Origin of the sequence: Oceanospirillum sediminis, from assembly GCF_014164585.1 — a bacterium.
GTDB lineage: Bacteria > Pseudomonadota > Gammaproteobacteria > Pseudomonadales > Halomonadaceae > Oceanospirillum > Oceanospirillum sediminis.
In genome coordinates, this window is record NZ_JACJFM010000003.1 from 38397 (window position 1) to 54283 (window position 15887).

The window sequence follows — 15887 nt, forward strand, 5'->3', positions numbered from 1 at the left end:
GTGAAATTGGTAGACACGCCAGATTTAGGTTCTGGTGCCGTAAGGTGTGAGAGTTCGAGTCTCTCCTTCCGCACCATCTTCTTTCAGCTTTATCCTTTCTTATGAGAAGATGAGCAGCACACATCAAAAATGCCGCTGATAACTTAAAGCTTCACCAGCTGATCAGCAACGGCATACAGAATGCGGAAGTGGTGAAATTGGTAGACACGCCAGATTTAGGTTCTGGTGCCGTAAGGTGTGAGAGTTCGAGTCTCTCCTTCCGCACCATCTTCTTTCAGCTTTATCTCTCCGTCAGGCTCTCATCTAAAAAATAATTTTCAGATAGTTTGTTTTAGTCTTTGAATAAGTATTGGAATGCCCCGAACTTTTACTCAACGGGAGATAAGGTTTTATTATTATCTGTATGATGATAATAAAAAAAGCCGGGAGTACCCGGCTTCAATATTCCAAACGAGTCATGACAGTCTTACCGGTGTATTACCGGTAAGATGAATACCAGCGGAACTTATTCTCCGTAAAACAGCTCTTCCTCCAGATCCATCAGAGTGTCGGCACCGGCATTGACCTGAGCAGCCAGAGCAGCAGCTTCAGGCAGAATACGGGCAAAGAAGTAGTTCGCTACTTTTACTTTGGCACTGTAGAAGCCACTGGTATCTGCTTCTGCTTTTGGTGCTGCAACGGCAACCATGCGAGCCCATAAGTAGGCGTATGTCACAAGGCCGAACAGATCCAGATAGTTCTGTGAGGCTGCCCCCACTTCTGCCGGATTATCTTTAGCACGGGTGATGACATTGCCAGTCACTTGCATCAGTGTTTCAAGAGAAGCTCCCAGTTTTTCCAGGTAGGGCTGAACAGCGGCATTATCTGAATTGGATTCGATGAAGTCCTGAATATCCTGGGCGAATAATTTCAGGTATTCCCCATTATTCGATACGACCTTACGCCCCATCAGGTCCAGCGCCTGAATACCATTGGTTCCTTCGTAGATCTGTGCGATACGGGCATCACGTACATACTGTTCTGCACCCCACTCACGAATATAACCCTGACCGCCGTATATCTGCTGAGCGGTAATCGTACAGTCCAGACCACGATCGGTCAGATAGGATTTAGCAACCGGTGTCAGCAAGGCAACCAGTGCTGCAGCTTTCTTACGGGTCGCTTCATCTTCATGATATTTTGAGGTATCCAGTTGCATGGCTACATAAGACGCAAAGGCTCGGCCTGCTTCATTGAAGGCGCGAACATTCAGTGCCATACGACGTACATCCGGGTGTACAAGGATGTTATCCGCTGCTTTTTCAGGGTATTTTGCTCCGCCTGGCGCACGGCTCTGAATACGCTCCTGTGCGAAGTCCATCGCGCTCTGATAAGCGACTTCACCCAGTCCCAGTCCCTGAATGCCAATTGACAGGCGTTCGTAGTTCATCATGGTAAACATGCAGGCCAGGCCTTTATTGGGTTCGCCAATCATCCAGCCCTGAGCACCGTCAAAGTTCATAACGCAGGTCGCTGAACCCTTGATTCCCATTTTGTGCTCAATGGAGCCGCAGAAGGCGGGGTTGCGCTCACCCAGAGAACCGTCTTCATTAATCAGGAACTTTGGCACCATAAACAGAGAGATACCACGAGAGCCTGCCGGGGCATCTGGCAGTTTGGCCAGTACCAGGTGGATAATATTGTCACACAGGTCGTGCTCACCACCGGTAATAAAGATTTTTGTGCCTGAGACTTTATAGGAGCCATCTGCATTGGGTTCTGCTTTTGTGCGGATCAGGCCCAGATCTGTACCTGAATGCGGTTCTGTCAGGCACATAGTACCCAGCCAGCGGCCTTCATACATGGCTGGCAGCAGCTGTTCTTTCATCGCCTCATCAGCATGGTTGTCCAGGCACAGTGCGGCACCGCTGTTCAGGGCAGGATAAAGAGCAAAAGAAGCATTGGCTGAATACAGCATCTCTTCAAACAGTACGGTCAGCATCTTAGGCATGCCCTGACCACCCATTTCAGGATTACCCCCCAGTCCCATCCAGCCGCTTTCGGCCATCAGGTTGTAAGCGTCTTTAAAACCGGCTGGAGTGGTGACATCTCCGTCACTGAATTGACAGCCTTCTTCATCACCGGTGCGGTTCAGAGGAAATAACTCATTTTCCGTAACCTTTGCACCTTCTTCCAGGATCGCATCAACCAGGTCAGGGGTGACTTCCTGAGTAGCAGGCATGGCTGCCCATAGTTTGTCTGCTTCAAAAACTTCATTCAGTACAAAGCGCATATCTCGCAAAGGGGCTTTATATTTGGCCATAGAAACTTTTCCTCCGGATTTCAGTGTCCTGCTCGGAATCTTAAAAATACCGCTGACGTAACAATAGCAGGGTGCGACCATATCTTTGATTGCAGTCATACTACTTGAAGAAAGTAACGGGCATCTACAGGGTTGTGTGACCCATGAGTTCAGATTTTATGGGGCTTTCAGGGCTGATGTTCAGGTATATCAGAGCTGGTGCGGGCTTCAGAAATGTCAATATATCGCGATGCAGCAATAAGTCTGATACAGTCAATTCAGTTGATTATGTGTAATTGCCAAAGGACTGGATGCTGAATAATCTGAGGCAGATCATTCCGGAGAAAAAAGCGGGCCATCAGGCCCGCCAGAAATATGCACGATTCGATTTAAATCAGCAGCGATCAGATTTCAAAGCCTGCACCAAACTGATCTTCTTCCATTGCCATCAGACTATCGCCACCCTGTGCAATGGTTGCTGCCAGTGTCTGGGTACGTGGGAACAGCTTGCTGAAGTAGAACTGAGCTGTGGCCAGCTTGCCTTTATAGAAAGCTTCTTCTGTTGTGCCTGCAGCCAGGGCTTCCTGTGCTACTTTAGCGGCTTTTGCCCAGAAATAACCCAGAGTGACATAACCGGAGTACATCAGGTAGTCCACAGAAGCGGCACCGACTTCATCGCGGTTCTGCATCGCTTTCATGCCAATTTGCATGGTGATATCGCCCCATTCTTTGTTGGCTTTTGCCAGAGGTGCGATCAGTGCTGCCAGTTCTTCGTTGCCTTCTTCTGCCTGGCAGAATTTGTGTACCTGTTTGGTGAATTTACGCAGGCTTTCACCCTGATTCATCAGAATCTTACGGCCCAGCAGATCCAGAGCCTGAATTCCTGTGGTACCTTCATACAGCAGGGTAATGCGGGCATCACGTACAAACTGCTCCATACCCCATTCGTGGATAAAGCCGTGACCACCAAAGCACTGCAGACCCTGGTTGGTTGATTCAAAGCCTGCCTCCGTCAGGAAGGCTTTTACGATAGGCGTCAGCAGTCCCAGCAGGTCGTCAGCATCTTTGGCTTCTTCACCACCAGCTGAGACCTGATCAATCAGTTGGGCTGTGTAGTAAATCAGTGCGCGACCACCTTCCGCAAAAGCTTTCTGTGTCAGCAGCATACGACGTACATCAGGGTGCACGATGATTGGGTCTGCTGGTTTTTCAGGCGCTTTAGGGCCATTCAGAGAGCGCATCTGCAGGCGATCGCGGGTATAGGCCAGAGAGTTCTGGTAAGCCACTTCTGTCAGGCCCAGACCCTGAATACCCACACCGATACGAGCGGCATTCATCATCACGAACATATAGGACAAGCCTTTATTCGGCTCGCCGATGATATAGCCTTTGGCCTCATCAAAATTCATGACGCAGGTGCTATTACCGTGGATGCCCATCTTATGTTCGATGGAGCCACACTGTACACCATTGCGCTCACCCGGTTCACCGTTAGCATCCGGAGTGAATTTAGGTACGATAAACAGAGAAATACCTTTAGAACCTTCTGGTGCATCAGGTAATTTAGCCAGCACCAGGTGTACGATATTATCAGACATATCGTGCTCACCGGCAGAGATAAAGATCTTGGTGCCGCTGACAGAGAAACTGCCATCTGCCTGAGGTTCGGCTTTAGTGCGAATCAGACCCAGGTCGGTACCACAGTGGGGTTCTGTCAGGCACATAGTACCAGTCCAGCTACCTTCAACCATTTTAGTCAGATAAGTCTGCTTCTGTTCTTCTGTACCATGATGCTGCAGAGCGTCCATAGCACCGTGAGACAGGCCCGGATACATGCCCCAGGACAGGTTAGATGAACAGATCATTTCATTCAGTACCATGCCCAGAGACTGGGGCAGGCCCTGACCACCATAGGTGGTATCCTGAGTCATGGATGGCCAGCCACCCTCAACAAACTGCTGATAAGCTTCCTTAAAGCCTTCAGGCGTGGTGACTTCACCGTCGTTATGCTGACAGCCCTGGGTATCGCCGCTCTGATTCAGAGGTGTCAGAACCTCTTCTGCGAATTTTGCACCTTCTTCCAGAATTGCATTGATGATCTCTGGTGAAGCCTCATCGCCATTGGGTAGCTGTGAATAGTGAGCCGGGAAGTCCAGCATTTCATCCATTACAAAGCGGATATCACGTAGGGGAGCTTTATATGTTGGCATAACGACCTCAGCATTTTTCTGTTCTTGTATGGAAGAAGTTTAGCTTGCCATTGGATATTCAACAGGATGTGTCAGCAAACTAATTCAAACGTATGTTTGAAAGTTAAAGTGCATAGAGAGCTGAGTCAAGGAAAATTTCATTTTTCAGATAAAGTAAATCAGACTGAAATGAAAAAAAGCCCGAAGGTTCCGGGCTTTAATTGTATTATTTCCGAAGTTATCAGGTGGCTGGTTTATGCTGAGGTGGTCAGTTGTTGCCCCGGATCCTCAGGTGGAAAGCTTAGACCCAGTGTGTCAAATTTGCTCTGTAACTGCTGAGCCTTTGAGGGTGCGGGATTCTGTTGCTGGAACACTGAGGCAACAAATTGCTGTGGCAGACTTAAACCAAAAGCAAAACTCTTAGGCTTGTTCTGATCCTCTGAGGCAGGTGTATTATCTGTGCTATCCCCAGACAAACCGACAGATGAAGCGCGGGTATCTTCTGAATCGCTATCAACGGGTTCTGCTTTTTGTGCTTCATCTGCTTTATCAGTTTCCCGTGTTGCTTTGGCTTCTTCTGTCTGAATAACACGCAGCTCTACACGAGCTTCATTACCCATTTCACGGGCTTCACCAGCAACTTTCTGGTCCTGAGGAGAGGGCTGTACCGGAGCCAGTGCTGCTTTTTCAACGACATCTGCTTTGACAATAGTCGCTTTAGGGTTGCCTTCAACCGGGGAAGCATCAATGTTGACATGGCCGCCAATAGCATACTCTTTGCCGTCAGGACCTTCTGTCAGATCATACTCAGGTGCAGAGGCATACTTGCCACCGACGTTTGAGTGGGCTTCTTCATGTGCTCTGACCTCAGCATCACGTTTGCTGAGTTGAGAAATGACCTTCTGTTTCTCTCTCTCCAGCTGTCGCGCTTCGCGTTGATCGGAACCAGGTTCGACTTGCTGTTGCTTCTCTTTTTGCTGGTAATCCTGAACGAGGCGACTGTAGCTGGAGGATCTGGAAATGGTAGTCGGGTCCATAACACGCCTCCGGGGAAAGTAGCTATTTTTATTTATTATGACGTATTTTTTTACGAAGTTCCTAGCATTTTTTTTGTCATTAGTCACTATAAAACAGGCATAAAAAAACCTGCTTAATTAATTAAAAGCAGGTTTTTTAATAAAAACAAGAAGTTGTATCAGGCTTAGCTTACTTTGCCCGGTAAATAATGCCTGGTCTGCACTGAACCATTTCATACATGTCTGGCATATTACTCAGTGCTTCTGATGCTCCAAGGAACAGGTAGCCACCAGGCTTTAATACACCATGAATTCTGGTCAGAATGTCTTTTTTCAGATCTGCAGAGAAGTAAATCAGTACATTACGGCAAAACACAATATCAAATTTTCCCAGCATAGAGTAACTGTGCAACAGGTTCATCGGACGAAAATCGACGCGTCGCTTGATATCCGGTTTGACGGCCCACTTACCATCACCTGTTTGCTGGAAGAAGCGCGTCAGGCGTTCCTGAGATAATCCCCGTCCCAGGGCCAGCATCTCATATTCACCGCTTTTAGCTGTATTCAGAACAGTGGATGAAATATCAGTTGCTACAATACGCTCACCTGCTCTGAAGGCTCCCGGGTTTTTCTGCCTGAACTCATCCAGAATCATACTGATTGAATAAGGTTCCTGCCCCGTTGAACAAGCTGCAGACCAGATCTTTAACTGTTGTCCGCCCAGAGATTGACTTAATTCCGGGAGTAGCTGGTTCTGCAGAATGTTAAAAGGATGAATATCGCGAAACCAGAGTGTTTCATTGGTTGTCATCGCATCGACTACAGCTTCTTTCAGGCCTGATCTCGGGTGTGCCTGAATGGCTTTTGTCAGTTCACCCAGAGTACTCATGCCGTGCTGAGCCATGATTTTGTTCAGCCGACTGGTCACAAGATATTGCTTGTTGTCTCCCAGCAGAATTCCGCAGGCATCCTGCAGAAATTTGCGAAAGGCATCGTAATCTTGTGACCCTATGGTTCTAACGGTTGACATTCCTTGCACTCACTTAAACAGTGTTACTCTTAAAATAAAGCTTACCACATATTAGAAAAAAACCAGTGTCATCTTTTCATTAAACCTAGGCCTCCAGTATCAGAAGCGTTGAAATTACACTGGTTCAATATGCTGGTCTTCAATCGCTTTAATACGATTAACCACTTTTCTGGCCAGTTCGTCTGCATCATATTTTGCCAGAAAATCGTCTGCTCCGACCCGCTTAACCATAGCCTCATTAAATATGCCACTTAGAGATGTATGAAGCAGAATATCCAGCTGGTTCAGTTCAGGGTGGGCTCTTAGCTCTGTGGTCAGTGTATAGCCATCCATCTCAGGCATTTCGATGTCTGAAATAATCATCAATATTTCATCATTAACATCTTTGCCGGATTCAACCAGGGCTTCCAGAAAGGTCAGAACCTCTTTACCATTTTCCAGGCCTATGGTCTGAACTCCGACTTCTTCCAGGCAGCGAATAACCTGATTCCGGGCGACAGATGAATCATCGACAACAACCACATTGTATGTGGAAGCAACCAGTTTCAGAGTATCGTCAACAACACCTTTACTGATACGTTCATTAACCGGATGAACTTCTGAAATCACTTTTTCCACATCAATGATTTCAATCATAGTGTTGTTAAGTTCGGTCACTGCAGTCAGATAATTATCTTTGCCTGTGGCTGGTGGTGGTGGGTGTACATCTTTCCAGTTCAGGTTCACTATCTTGTCAACTTTGCTTACAAGAAAACCCTGGGTTACTCTGTTGTACTCAGTAACAATGACGACATTTTCCCGGGTATCAGGTAAAGCTCCCATACCGATCGCCTGGCTCAGATCAATTACGGATATTGTTTCCCCTCTGATGTTTGCTACACCACGCACAATAGGATTGTGCTGCGGTAAACTGTTCAAAACAGGGCAAGGCAGGATTTCTTTGACCTTGAATACGTTAATTCCGTAACTCTGGCGTCCTTTCAGGTGAAACAGTAGAAGCTCCATGCGGTTTCCGCCAACCAGCTGTGCTCGTTCTGCCAGTCGACCTGCTTGTTGATTCATAAAAAGGGCTCACTGTATTAAAGTGTGGCAGGAAGTTTAACGATAACCGGGGTACAGATTACCATTTAATCCGGGTGATTCAGAACTATATCCATGGATTCTTTGTCTGTAATGACAATTATCTAAAAAAGATTACGAGATACTTACATTTAATATGATTAATGTGAAGCAGCTGATTTCTGACCGGTGTCCACTGAGGCAGGTGATGAGTGCTTTTGTGCTTGTTGTGCTGGCGTCAGTAAGTTACGCAAAAGAAACGGAGTCGCATGAGGAATTGAGTCGCCAGATCCATGAATTTCTGGAAACAGAACTGAAACAGTCCGGTGCAGAGCGTTATGATATTGCTATTGGCCGCATTGATCCCAGATTGAAACTGGCACAATGCCAGCAACCGGTTCAGGTCAGCTTTCTGGGGAAAAAACGCTTATCCGGGAAAGTGAATGTAAGACTAGACTGTAATGCTCCAACCTGGAGTATTTTTGTTCCCAGTGAGATAAAGCTGACCGAACGTATTGTCGTGAGCACTGTCAGCTTGCCCCGAGGAACCAGAATACAGGCGTCGCAGGTTCGTCTTCAGGTAACTGAGACTTCTTCTCTGCACTACACTTATTTCAAAGATCTGGCACAGGTTGTCGGGACGACCACTACGCGACCTGTCCAGTCTGGTGATGTTATTTTCACTAATATGATTAAGGCCTCTAATGCTGTGCATAAAGGGGATAATGTGGTGATTCGGGCCGTTGCGGGAAGTCTGGCTGTCAGAATGCAGGGGACAGCGTTACAGGACGGGACAATAGGGAAGCAGATACAGGTGCGAAATAACCAGTCTCAGCGTATAATAAGGGCAATTGTGACCGGAGCCGGTCATGTTGAAGTGCCTATGTAAATGCAGAATATGTATCTGAAAAACATAGTGCGTTATGCCCGGAAAAAGGGTAAAAGGGTCGATGCCGGTAATCATATAGCATTTTTTTGTTAAAGTATTTTTCTGTTGTGCCGATAAATGACACTAACAAATTCTTTGATGAATGAGGTCAGTACACATGGCTATTGATATGAACAGCCTGTCTGGCGGTCTTCAGGGTGGGCGAGTCAGGAATACTGGTGGTACAGTAAATCGGGATGATGTTTCAAAAAATACATCTCCTCCTCCGGCGAACCAGAGTTCAAAAGAAGATAGTGTCAGAATCAGTGATGAGGCGATGCGTCTGAGTAATAGTGCTCAGTCATCTCCCGAAATTGATCAGGATAAAGTAAATGCGGTTAAAGCAGCTATTGATGATGGCAGTTTTAACATAGATTATCAGGCGCTGGCGAAAAACATTATTCAGTTTGAGTCTGAGCTGTGAGGTAGCCCGTGAGTGCAGAGCTTTCAAGTCGTATCAAGCAACATTTGCTGGATAGTATTGAGCATATGAAGAGTATACGTACGTGTATTCTTAATGAAAAAGAAGCTCTGCAGGACCGGGATCCTGATAAAATTGAGGCAATTGCTCAGGAAAAGAGTCTGTTACTGGAGAAGATCGTTGCGGATGTTGATGTGCGCAATGCTATTCTGGCTGGGGCAGGTTTTTCATCTGATGAGTCTGGTATGGATCACCTGATAGAGTCTTTGCCTGAAAATTATGCCAGGGTTCTGATTAAAGGCTGGCAACAGCTTATCAGTCTGCACGAAGAGGTGCAGGAGCTTAATCAGGCAAATGGTATGATTGTGAATCGAGGGCTACAACAGGTTGATACCATGTTGGGAGTTATCCAGAGTGGAACTGGTGCTCGTTCAGCTCAAACCTACAATGCTAAAGGTCGCTCAACAGCTCCATCGACTCGTACTCTGGGTCAGGCTTAATAAACCAATCCCGGAGAGATAACAGGATTTCGATATGGCAGCTCTTGAGGCCGGTGGTGCAGCGCCGGATATTTCAGATCGTAAGCACATCATAAGCCGTCAGGCCAGTATTTTCGCTATTCTGCGATCCTTGCAGAAGCATCGCTCTCCTCTATCTATCGTTTTTCGTGGTCATGATGATCAGGTATATACCAGTATTGTGCTGAAAGTTGATCTGGAAGAGGGCTACTTCCTATTGGATGAAATAGCCCCTCCCAGTGGCCATAAGAAGGCAATGGGAGGTGCTGCTTTTTCTGTCACTGCTAATGACAGAGGCGTACAGGTTGTCTTCAGTGGTAACCAGGTTGTTGGTGCAGGGACAAATAAAGGGGCTGCGATTTATAAAATTAAGTTGCCTTCGAAGCTGCTTTATAAACAGCGCCGGGATGCTTTCAGAGCGCATATTGCTATGGCTGATCAGGTTGATGTGCATCTGGTTTCTTACGAGCGAAGTAAACCTCTGTTAGGTAGCCTGGTCGATATTTCTTCAAGTGGTTGTAAAATCGAATTCCCTTATCTTGTTGATCCTGCTTTTGAAGAGATGGAAGTTTTTGATGAGCTGGCTTTTGACTTGCCTGAAGAGCATTTTGATACTTCTGTTCTGTGCGCTGCAGAAGCCCGTCATGCTGTTTATGATCAGGGTAAAAGCATGACCAGCTGTGGTTTTCGTTTTCTGAGTCCTGATGGGCGGAATCAACGCGAAATTGATCGCTTTGTTTCATATATACAGCGTGAATCCCGCAGGCGAGGGCAGGACTAGGTCCAGGCTCTGCAACCTGTTTATTAATTTGCCTGTTCTTTCTGTTTACCTGTCTGTCTTGTATGCTTCAGCCAGCGATCAGTATCTTCAGGATGATCAATATCCCATAATGCTGGTAGCAGCGTATAGCTTAGTTGCAGGTCCTTTAATCGCTGTAAGGTATCCTGCAAAACCCTGGCATGTCCCCAGCTCAGGTTATCCAGAGTATTCTCTGATAGCATAACGGAGCAGCCAATTAAAACGAAACCGCCATCTTCTGCTGGAATTAGCACAAGGTCATTGTCAGGTTGACGGAGGCAATCAAATGCTGACTCCAGAATCTCGCCGGTTAGTACCGGGCAGTCGCTGCCTGCCAATAAGACATGATCACTGTTTTTTTTACCTTGACGCAGGGCATAGGTCATCTTGTAGCCCAGATCGCCTTCCGGTTGTTGTATAAAGTGAGCGTCTGAAAAAATTTCCTGCTGAAACCAGCTATGAGCAGGCCTGTTCTGTTGCCAGTCTCCGCTAACCCACAACTGGCGACTGTCAGCAGATACCGACAACAACTGCTGCCATGTGTGCATCGTCAACCGGCAATGCCATTGTGCGGCTTCTTCGGCGCTGTAGCGTTCCATCAGTCGAGTTTTAACTTTTCCGGGGACCGGAGCTTTTGCAAACTGAATCAGTGTTCTTTTCATTACCAGGCCTGAAATTCGGATAGTACTGGTGCACCAGCTGGTCAGCTGATACTCCCATAAAATAAGATAGACGAAGTCGCCACATCAGAAGAATGGTGGGCCAGATACCTTTTTTCTGCCACCGTCTGGAAGAGGTTGTCACCTCTTCTTTAAGGCAGACCGGTGGTGAGATTTTCTTAAGCCGGGATGATATTTCAATATCTTCCATCAGATACTGTTCAGGATAATATCCCACCTGCTCAAACAGCTTTTTGCCAATAAACAGGCTCTGATCTCCAGTGGCTATTCCTGTCAGTCTGGAGCGCCAGTTCATCATAAAGGCAATCACTCTGAACATGGGGTGAGCCCCTGTCAGGCGAACATTAAATCTTCCCCAGCCAGAATTACTCTGAGCTTCCATCAGGCTGACAGCACCCGCTGGCAGTACACTGTCACAATGATGAAACAAGAGTACATCACCACTTGCTTTTAAAGCGCCAGCGTTCATCTGGTTTGCGCGTCCGGTCTCAGACAGTAATACCTGGTCGCACAATAGCGTGGCTTTTTTAACGGTATCATCGGAACTGCCGCCATCCACGACAATCAGCTCATGACCAGCCTGTCTGAAGCATTGTAACTCCTGTAGCAAGCTGTCAATTCTGCTGGCTTCATTCAACACAGGAACAATGACTGACACTCTGGCTCGTTCTGAACGTCCATTGCTATCGACAAAGGTCTCCTGCTTGCTGACCGGCGGCTGTCGACTCATTCCAGAGCCCCGCCACAGCTACTGCCCTGGCCTGCAGTGCAGCCATAACAGTGATCGGCAATCACAATTTCATTACCGAAAATATCTTCATCCAGCAGATCTTTAAGGAAGGTTTCTTTACGGTCAGACGCAACCAGAGGCATATGCAGCATCTGATTAAAATCACAATCAAACACCCTCCCCTGCCAGTCCACACTGATAAGAGAGCGGCACATAACACTCTTCAGGTTATCATCCGAATAGTTATCTTTGAGCAACTGCATATAATCATCAAATTGCCCCTTTGACATCAGCATGCTGCCAAAACGACTGATTGGCATATTGGTAATTGTCAGCAATTCGTTAAAAGTAAGGTCAAAGTTTTCTTTTAATTCGCGTTTATAGGCATCCTGTAACCCTGATTGTGCCGGTGGCAGGAAGGGACCTCCGGGGTTATATACCAGGTCAAGTTTTAAATTGCTATCCGCCTGGCCATAACCCAGTTTGTTTAACAGCTGGAGTGCTTCGATGCTGGCAGAGAAGACACCTTTACCTCGCTGGCTTTCGACATTCTGTTCGGAGTAACAGGGCAGAGATGCCGTAATAATAACCCCCTGATCAGCCAGAAACTGTGCCAGATCTTCGTAACCCGGTTCCAGCAGAATGGTCAGGTTACAACGGTCGATCACATCAACACCACGCTTACGCACTTCGGTTACCAGATACCGGAACTCTGGATTCATTTCCGGAGCACCGCCGGTCAGATCAAGTAGTTGGATATTATGGCGGTCAATATAGCGAATAACGTCATCTACCGTCTCCCGACTCATCAACTCTTTTCTTTTCGGTCCGGCATTAACATGGCAATGAATGCAGCTCAGATTGCATAAGTAGCCGAGGTTAACTTGCAGTATGGAAAGCTTATCTCTGTAAATAGCTGGAAAATCAGTTGCTTCCAATAAAGGTTTTGAATCAAGCATCACAACCCTCAGGTTTATTTTTTATGTTTAATCATTATAATGTATGGCTCTTCCAGTGCCTCAATAGCTCAGCTGGATAGAGCGTCCCCCTCCTAAGGGGAAGGCCGCAGGTTCGACTCCTGCTTGGGGCACCATTTAAATCAACAGGTTACAGATATACGGCTGTTTGATTTTTTCTCAATCTTTCATCCCCCCCCCACAATTTTGCTGCACTTGAATTTATGAGAGTGCTTTTCTATCTGTACATTACGCAGAGGCCAGAGATCTGGATTCAACTGTGGACGTTGATCTGGCTGGAGCTAATGCAGCCAGAGCCTGTCAGCCGCGGGTGCATAGTCTGGGGCAGGGGAATCGTTTTAAGCTTCGCTTTACAAAGCCCTGGTTCATCCAGAGAACGACCAGGGTTTTGTCTGGAATATCATACTGATCTGACTCAGATGTCTATATCTTCTGGTTTTACAGGGGAGTTAGCCCGGATATTACTCTTTGCCGTGCTGCCTATGATTTTCTCCAGATGTTTAGGGGGCATACCATAACCCGGTCTGACACTCCTTACATGATCAGAAGTAATTGTCTCTCCTGCCCGAATATCCTTTACGAAGTATAAAGAGCGACGGAACTGAGTATTGCCGGATTCACTGGATTTCTTCCCATAATCGACTTGCCCTCTCGCTTGCCATGCAATCTTACTGTCACGACACAGAGCCATCAGGTCGTCAGGTTCCAGTGAAAAGCTGTCATCTGGCCCACCACCATTCCGATCAAGAGTAAAATGCTTTTCAATGATAGAGGCTCCCAGCATAACACTGCCAATGGCTGTTGTGTTGTCCAGTGTGTGATCTGATAGCCCGGTAACCAGCCCAAAGCGCTGAATCATATCCGGGATAGTTGCCAGATTATAGTCTGCGGCGGGGGCAGGATAACCACTCACACAATGCAATATGGCTAATTCCTTACAGCCTCCTTCTCTGGCGGCTTCAATAGCTTCCGATATTTCGTCGATATCTGCCATGCCTGTTGAAATAATCATGGGTTTGCCTGTACTGGCAACATATCGAATTAATGGCAGGTCTATGGCTTCAAAACTTGCAATTTTATATGCCGGAGCATTCAGGCTCTCGAGCATATCCACCGCTGTTGTGTCAAAAGGTGAGCTGAAGATAGTAATCCCCAGTTTGTGAGCATGCTCAAATAATATCGGATGCCACTCCCACGGAGTATGAGCCTGCTGGTAAAGCTCATACAGACTCTGGCCATCCCATAAGCCGCCTTGAATAGTGAATTCAGGTTCATCACAGTTCAGAGTAATAGTATCTGCTGTATAGGTCTGTAGTTTTACTGCATCAGCACCAGCCTTGCAGGCTTCTTCTATAATACGTAATGCATTGTCGATAGAGCCATTATGGTTGGCAGACATCTCTGCGATAATATAAGGTGCATGCCCGGCACTAATTGTTCTGCCGTTAATGTTTATTTTATTCATGGCGTTCAAAAACCCATACTTTACCTTGTGACATTTGGTCTATAGTCGGTAATTGAAGTGCTAGCTTATTAATTTCAGCGTCATATGATGGCTCTTTGCCCGCTTGTTTTGCATTATATGCATTGATTACTCTGCTTACGAAGTAATAAGTTCCAGTATAATTATGTTTTTTAACAAGACGGCAACCTGGTACATTGAGAGTGTCTATATCATGGTCAAGTAAATATTGATTATGCCAAGGCATATTTATAGCATCTAAACCACATGATTCTCTGAATGTGTTAATTTCACTCAAGCCATCAAGGCTGTTTTCAGCAAGAATCAACTTGCCACCAGGCTTTAACTGCTGAGACATGAAGATAATGGCAGTCTTTTGGACATCCCAGTTTGCAAGGTTGATTAACATGCGTTCGGTGTAGATATAATCAAACTTTAAATCAAGTTGCTTATTATCTGTAATATCTTTTACGTCAAATGATATATTACCTATGCCTCTTGACTCTTTGTTTTTGTTGGCTAGTGCAACCATTTCAGGTGAGAAATCATAGGCAGAGATATTGATGTCTTTCTTGCTTTCATAAAGCCTGATGGCTGTTTCACCATTACCGCAGCCAAACTCCGCTACAGAACTGTTGTCTGAAATTAGACTAATAATCTTCTCTTGTTCTATTTCTTTGGCAATATAATCATTGCTTCCGGATGTATGTTCTAATTTTGCTCTCTCATTCCAAAAGTCTAAAATTTCTTTGCTCATATAAATATCTCCAGTATGTTGTCAGGTCCCGGATGATTAACCACACTTTTTTACAAATAAATCAGGGTTAGTCTTTTGCCAGTCCTTAAGGCTCTGTATCGGTGTTTTATGCTTCAGAGCCTTTTGATTGATATGCTGATTGTACAGATAGCAGTAACGCCTTAATGTGTTCTCAAGATCTTCCGATGAATCATAGCGTCTTGATCTCAATACGTCTGCAATCCTGCCATTAAATCTTTCAACCATACCATTTGTTTGTGGATGTCCTGGTTTGATCAAACGATGCTCTATGCCATTTGATTGACAGAGCTTATCCACTTTGTGCTTACCCGTAGGCTTGCGCTCGCCTCCTGGAGTAAATCGATCCGTAAAAGCCTTCCCATTATCCGTCAGCATCGTTTTGACTTTGAAAGGCACTTTGGCCAGCAGGTGCTTCAAAAATATCTCAGCATCTTCTGCTGTCTGATTGTTACGCACTTCCATATAAAACCAGCGAGAAGCCCTGTCTATAGCCACAAATAAATACTGACGTTGCTCTTCGTCCTGCATTTTTGGTAGATATTTCATGTCAACGTGAACAAAGCCCGGTTCATAGTCCTTGAATGGCTTATGTTCTGGCTCAGTATTCTCTGATTTCGCTAACTGCTTTAGCGAAGGTGCTTTATGTCGCTGTAACATACGATGTAAAGCAGATCGGGACATGTGCGGACAGATAAAATCTCTGACAACCACTAATAAATCATCCAACCCTAACCGCAAAAAGCTACGTGCATGCAGTACAGCTTCTTCCTGTTCTGCAGACAAAGTGGCTTTTAAATCATGGCGAGTATGGGAGCGATCATAAACATCATCACGATTACGCCAACGACGAATAGTGGATACAGATACACCAAACTGATCCGCAAGAGACTTATCTGTTGCAGACTTTGGTGAGGCCTGAATCTCAGCGTGTATCCTGGGTGTTATGGTAGCTTGTTTATGAAGTTTGATGTCCAACTTTATACTCTCGAATAACCATGCTCAGAATACCTCTGACAGTG

The 15887-nt window shown here is 46.1% G+C and carries 14 protein-coding genes, 2 tRNA genes and 1 pseudogene; 6 read left to right on the forward strand and 11 right to left on the reverse strand.

The window, feature by feature from the left end; genetic code table 11:
• Positions 1–182 precede the first annotated feature (182 nt).
• A tRNA-Leu gene (locus tag H4O21_RS03125) sits at positions 183–267 on the forward strand.
• A 238-nt stretch (positions 268–505) separates the two neighbouring features.
• Here the strand turns inward: H4O21_RS03125 and H4O21_RS03130 are convergent.
• The 5 genes from H4O21_RS03130 to H4O21_RS03150 all read right to left on the reverse strand — a co-directional run bounded on the left by H4O21_RS03130 (position 506) and on the right by H4O21_RS03150 (position 7578).
• On the reverse strand, positions 506–2302 hold the full coding sequence (locus H4O21_RS03130; RefSeq protein ID WP_182807391.1) for an acyl-CoA dehydrogenase C-terminal domain-containing protein: 1797 nt from the start codon (positions 2300–2302) through the stop codon (positions 506–508).
• Between the two features lie 383 nt (positions 2303–2685).
• Positions 2686–4491, reverse strand: a complete 1806-nt coding sequence (locus tag H4O21_RS03135) for an acyl-CoA dehydrogenase C-terminal domain-containing protein (RefSeq protein WP_182807392.1) — start codon at positions 4489–4491, stop codon at positions 2686–2688.
• A gap of 233 nt (positions 4492–4724) precedes the next feature.
• Positions 4725–5507, reverse strand: a complete 783-nt coding sequence (locus tag H4O21_RS03140; RefSeq protein ID WP_182807393.1) for a putative metalloprotease CJM1_0395 family protein — start codon at positions 5505–5507, stop codon at positions 4725–4727.
• A gap of 169 nt (positions 5508–5676) precedes the next feature.
• A complete protein-coding gene (locus tag H4O21_RS03145) occupies positions 5677–6516 on the reverse strand; it encodes a CheR family methyltransferase (protein WP_182807394.1) in 840 nt (279 codons plus the stop codon).
• Positions 6517–6630: 114 nt separating this feature from the next.
• Entirely contained in the window at positions 6631–7578 is a 948-nt protein-coding gene (locus tag H4O21_RS03150) for a chemotaxis protein (RefSeq protein ID WP_182807395.1), read from the reverse strand.
• A gap of 205 nt (positions 7579–7783) precedes the next feature.
• Here H4O21_RS03150 and flgA point away from each other — a divergent pair, with 205 nt between their 5' ends.
• The 4 genes from flgA to H4O21_RS03170 all read left to right on the forward strand — a co-directional run bounded on the left by flgA (position 7784) and on the right by H4O21_RS03170 (position 10223).
• On the forward strand, positions 7784–8464 hold the full coding sequence (gene flgA, locus H4O21_RS03155) for a flagellar basal body P-ring formation chaperone FlgA (RefSeq protein WP_182807396.1): 681 nt from the start codon (positions 7784–7786) through the stop codon (positions 8462–8464).
• Between the two features lie 157 nt (positions 8465–8621).
• Positions 8622–8927 carry a flagellar biosynthesis anti-sigma factor FlgM gene (gene flgM, locus H4O21_RS03160; protein WP_182807397.1) on the forward strand — a complete coding sequence of 102 codons (306 nt, stop codon included), beginning with the start codon at positions 8622–8624 and terminating at the stop codon, positions 8925–8927.
• An 8-nt stretch (positions 8928–8935) separates the two neighbouring features.
• Complete coding sequence (locus H4O21_RS03165) at positions 8936–9424, forward strand: flagella synthesis protein FlgN (protein WP_182807398.1); 489 nt, start codon at positions 8936–8938, stop codon at positions 9422–9424.
• Positions 9425–9458: 34 nt separating this feature from the next.
• Positions 9459–10223 (forward strand): flagellar brake protein, encoded by a 765-nt coding sequence (locus H4O21_RS03170; RefSeq protein ID WP_182807399.1) that lies wholly within the window; start codon positions 9459–9461, stop codon positions 10221–10223.
• Between the two features lie 23 nt (positions 10224–10246).
• On the opposite strand, the gene H4O21_RS03175 is transcribed toward H4O21_RS03170, so the two are convergent.
• The 3 genes from H4O21_RS03175 to arsS are packed head-to-tail and all read right to left on the reverse strand — an operon-like array spanning position 10247 to position 12610.
• A complete protein-coding gene (locus H4O21_RS03175; protein WP_182807400.1) occupies positions 10247–10903 on the reverse strand; it encodes a TIGR04282 family arsenosugar biosynthesis glycosyltransferase in 657 nt (218 codons plus the stop codon).
• Positions 10851–11651 (reverse strand): TIGR04283 family arsenosugar biosynthesis glycosyltransferase, encoded by an 801-nt coding sequence (locus tag H4O21_RS03180; protein WP_182807401.1) that lies wholly within the window; start codon positions 11649–11651, stop codon positions 10851–10853. Before H4O21_RS03180 ends, H4O21_RS03175 begins: the two co-directional genes overlap by 53 nt.
• A complete protein-coding gene (gene arsS / locus H4O21_RS03185) occupies positions 11648–12610 on the reverse strand; it encodes an arsenosugar biosynthesis radical SAM (seleno)protein ArsS (protein WP_182807402.1) in 963 nt (320 codons plus the stop codon). The genes H4O21_RS03180 and arsS overlap by 4 nt, the downstream gene beginning before the upstream one ends.
• A 57-nt stretch (positions 12611–12667) precedes the next feature.
• Here arsS and H4O21_RS03190 point away from each other — a divergent pair.
• Positions 12668–12744 (forward strand) — tRNA-Arg (locus H4O21_RS03190).
• A gap of 299 nt (positions 12745–13043) precedes the next feature.
• On the opposite strand, the gene pseI is transcribed toward H4O21_RS03190, so the two are convergent.
• The 3 genes and pseudogenes from pseI to H4O21_RS03205 form a co-directional block, all read right to left on the reverse strand.
• The gene (gene pseI / locus H4O21_RS03195; RefSeq protein WP_182807403.1) at positions 13044–14093 is read right to left on the reverse strand and encodes a pseudaminic acid synthase; all 1050 of its coding nucleotides are present in this window, start codon (positions 14091–14093) and stop codon (positions 13044–13046) included.
• Entirely contained in the window at positions 14086–14847 is a 762-nt protein-coding gene (locus H4O21_RS03200) for a class I SAM-dependent methyltransferase (RefSeq protein WP_182807404.1), read from the reverse strand. Before H4O21_RS03200 ends, pseI begins: the two co-directional genes overlap by 8 nt.
• Positions 14844–15843 (reverse strand): annotated as a pseudogene (locus tag H4O21_RS03205) (IS481 family transposase). The gene H4O21_RS03200 and the pseudogene H4O21_RS03205 overlap by 4 nt, the downstream one beginning before the upstream one ends.
• Positions 15844–15887 lie beyond the last annotated feature (44 nt).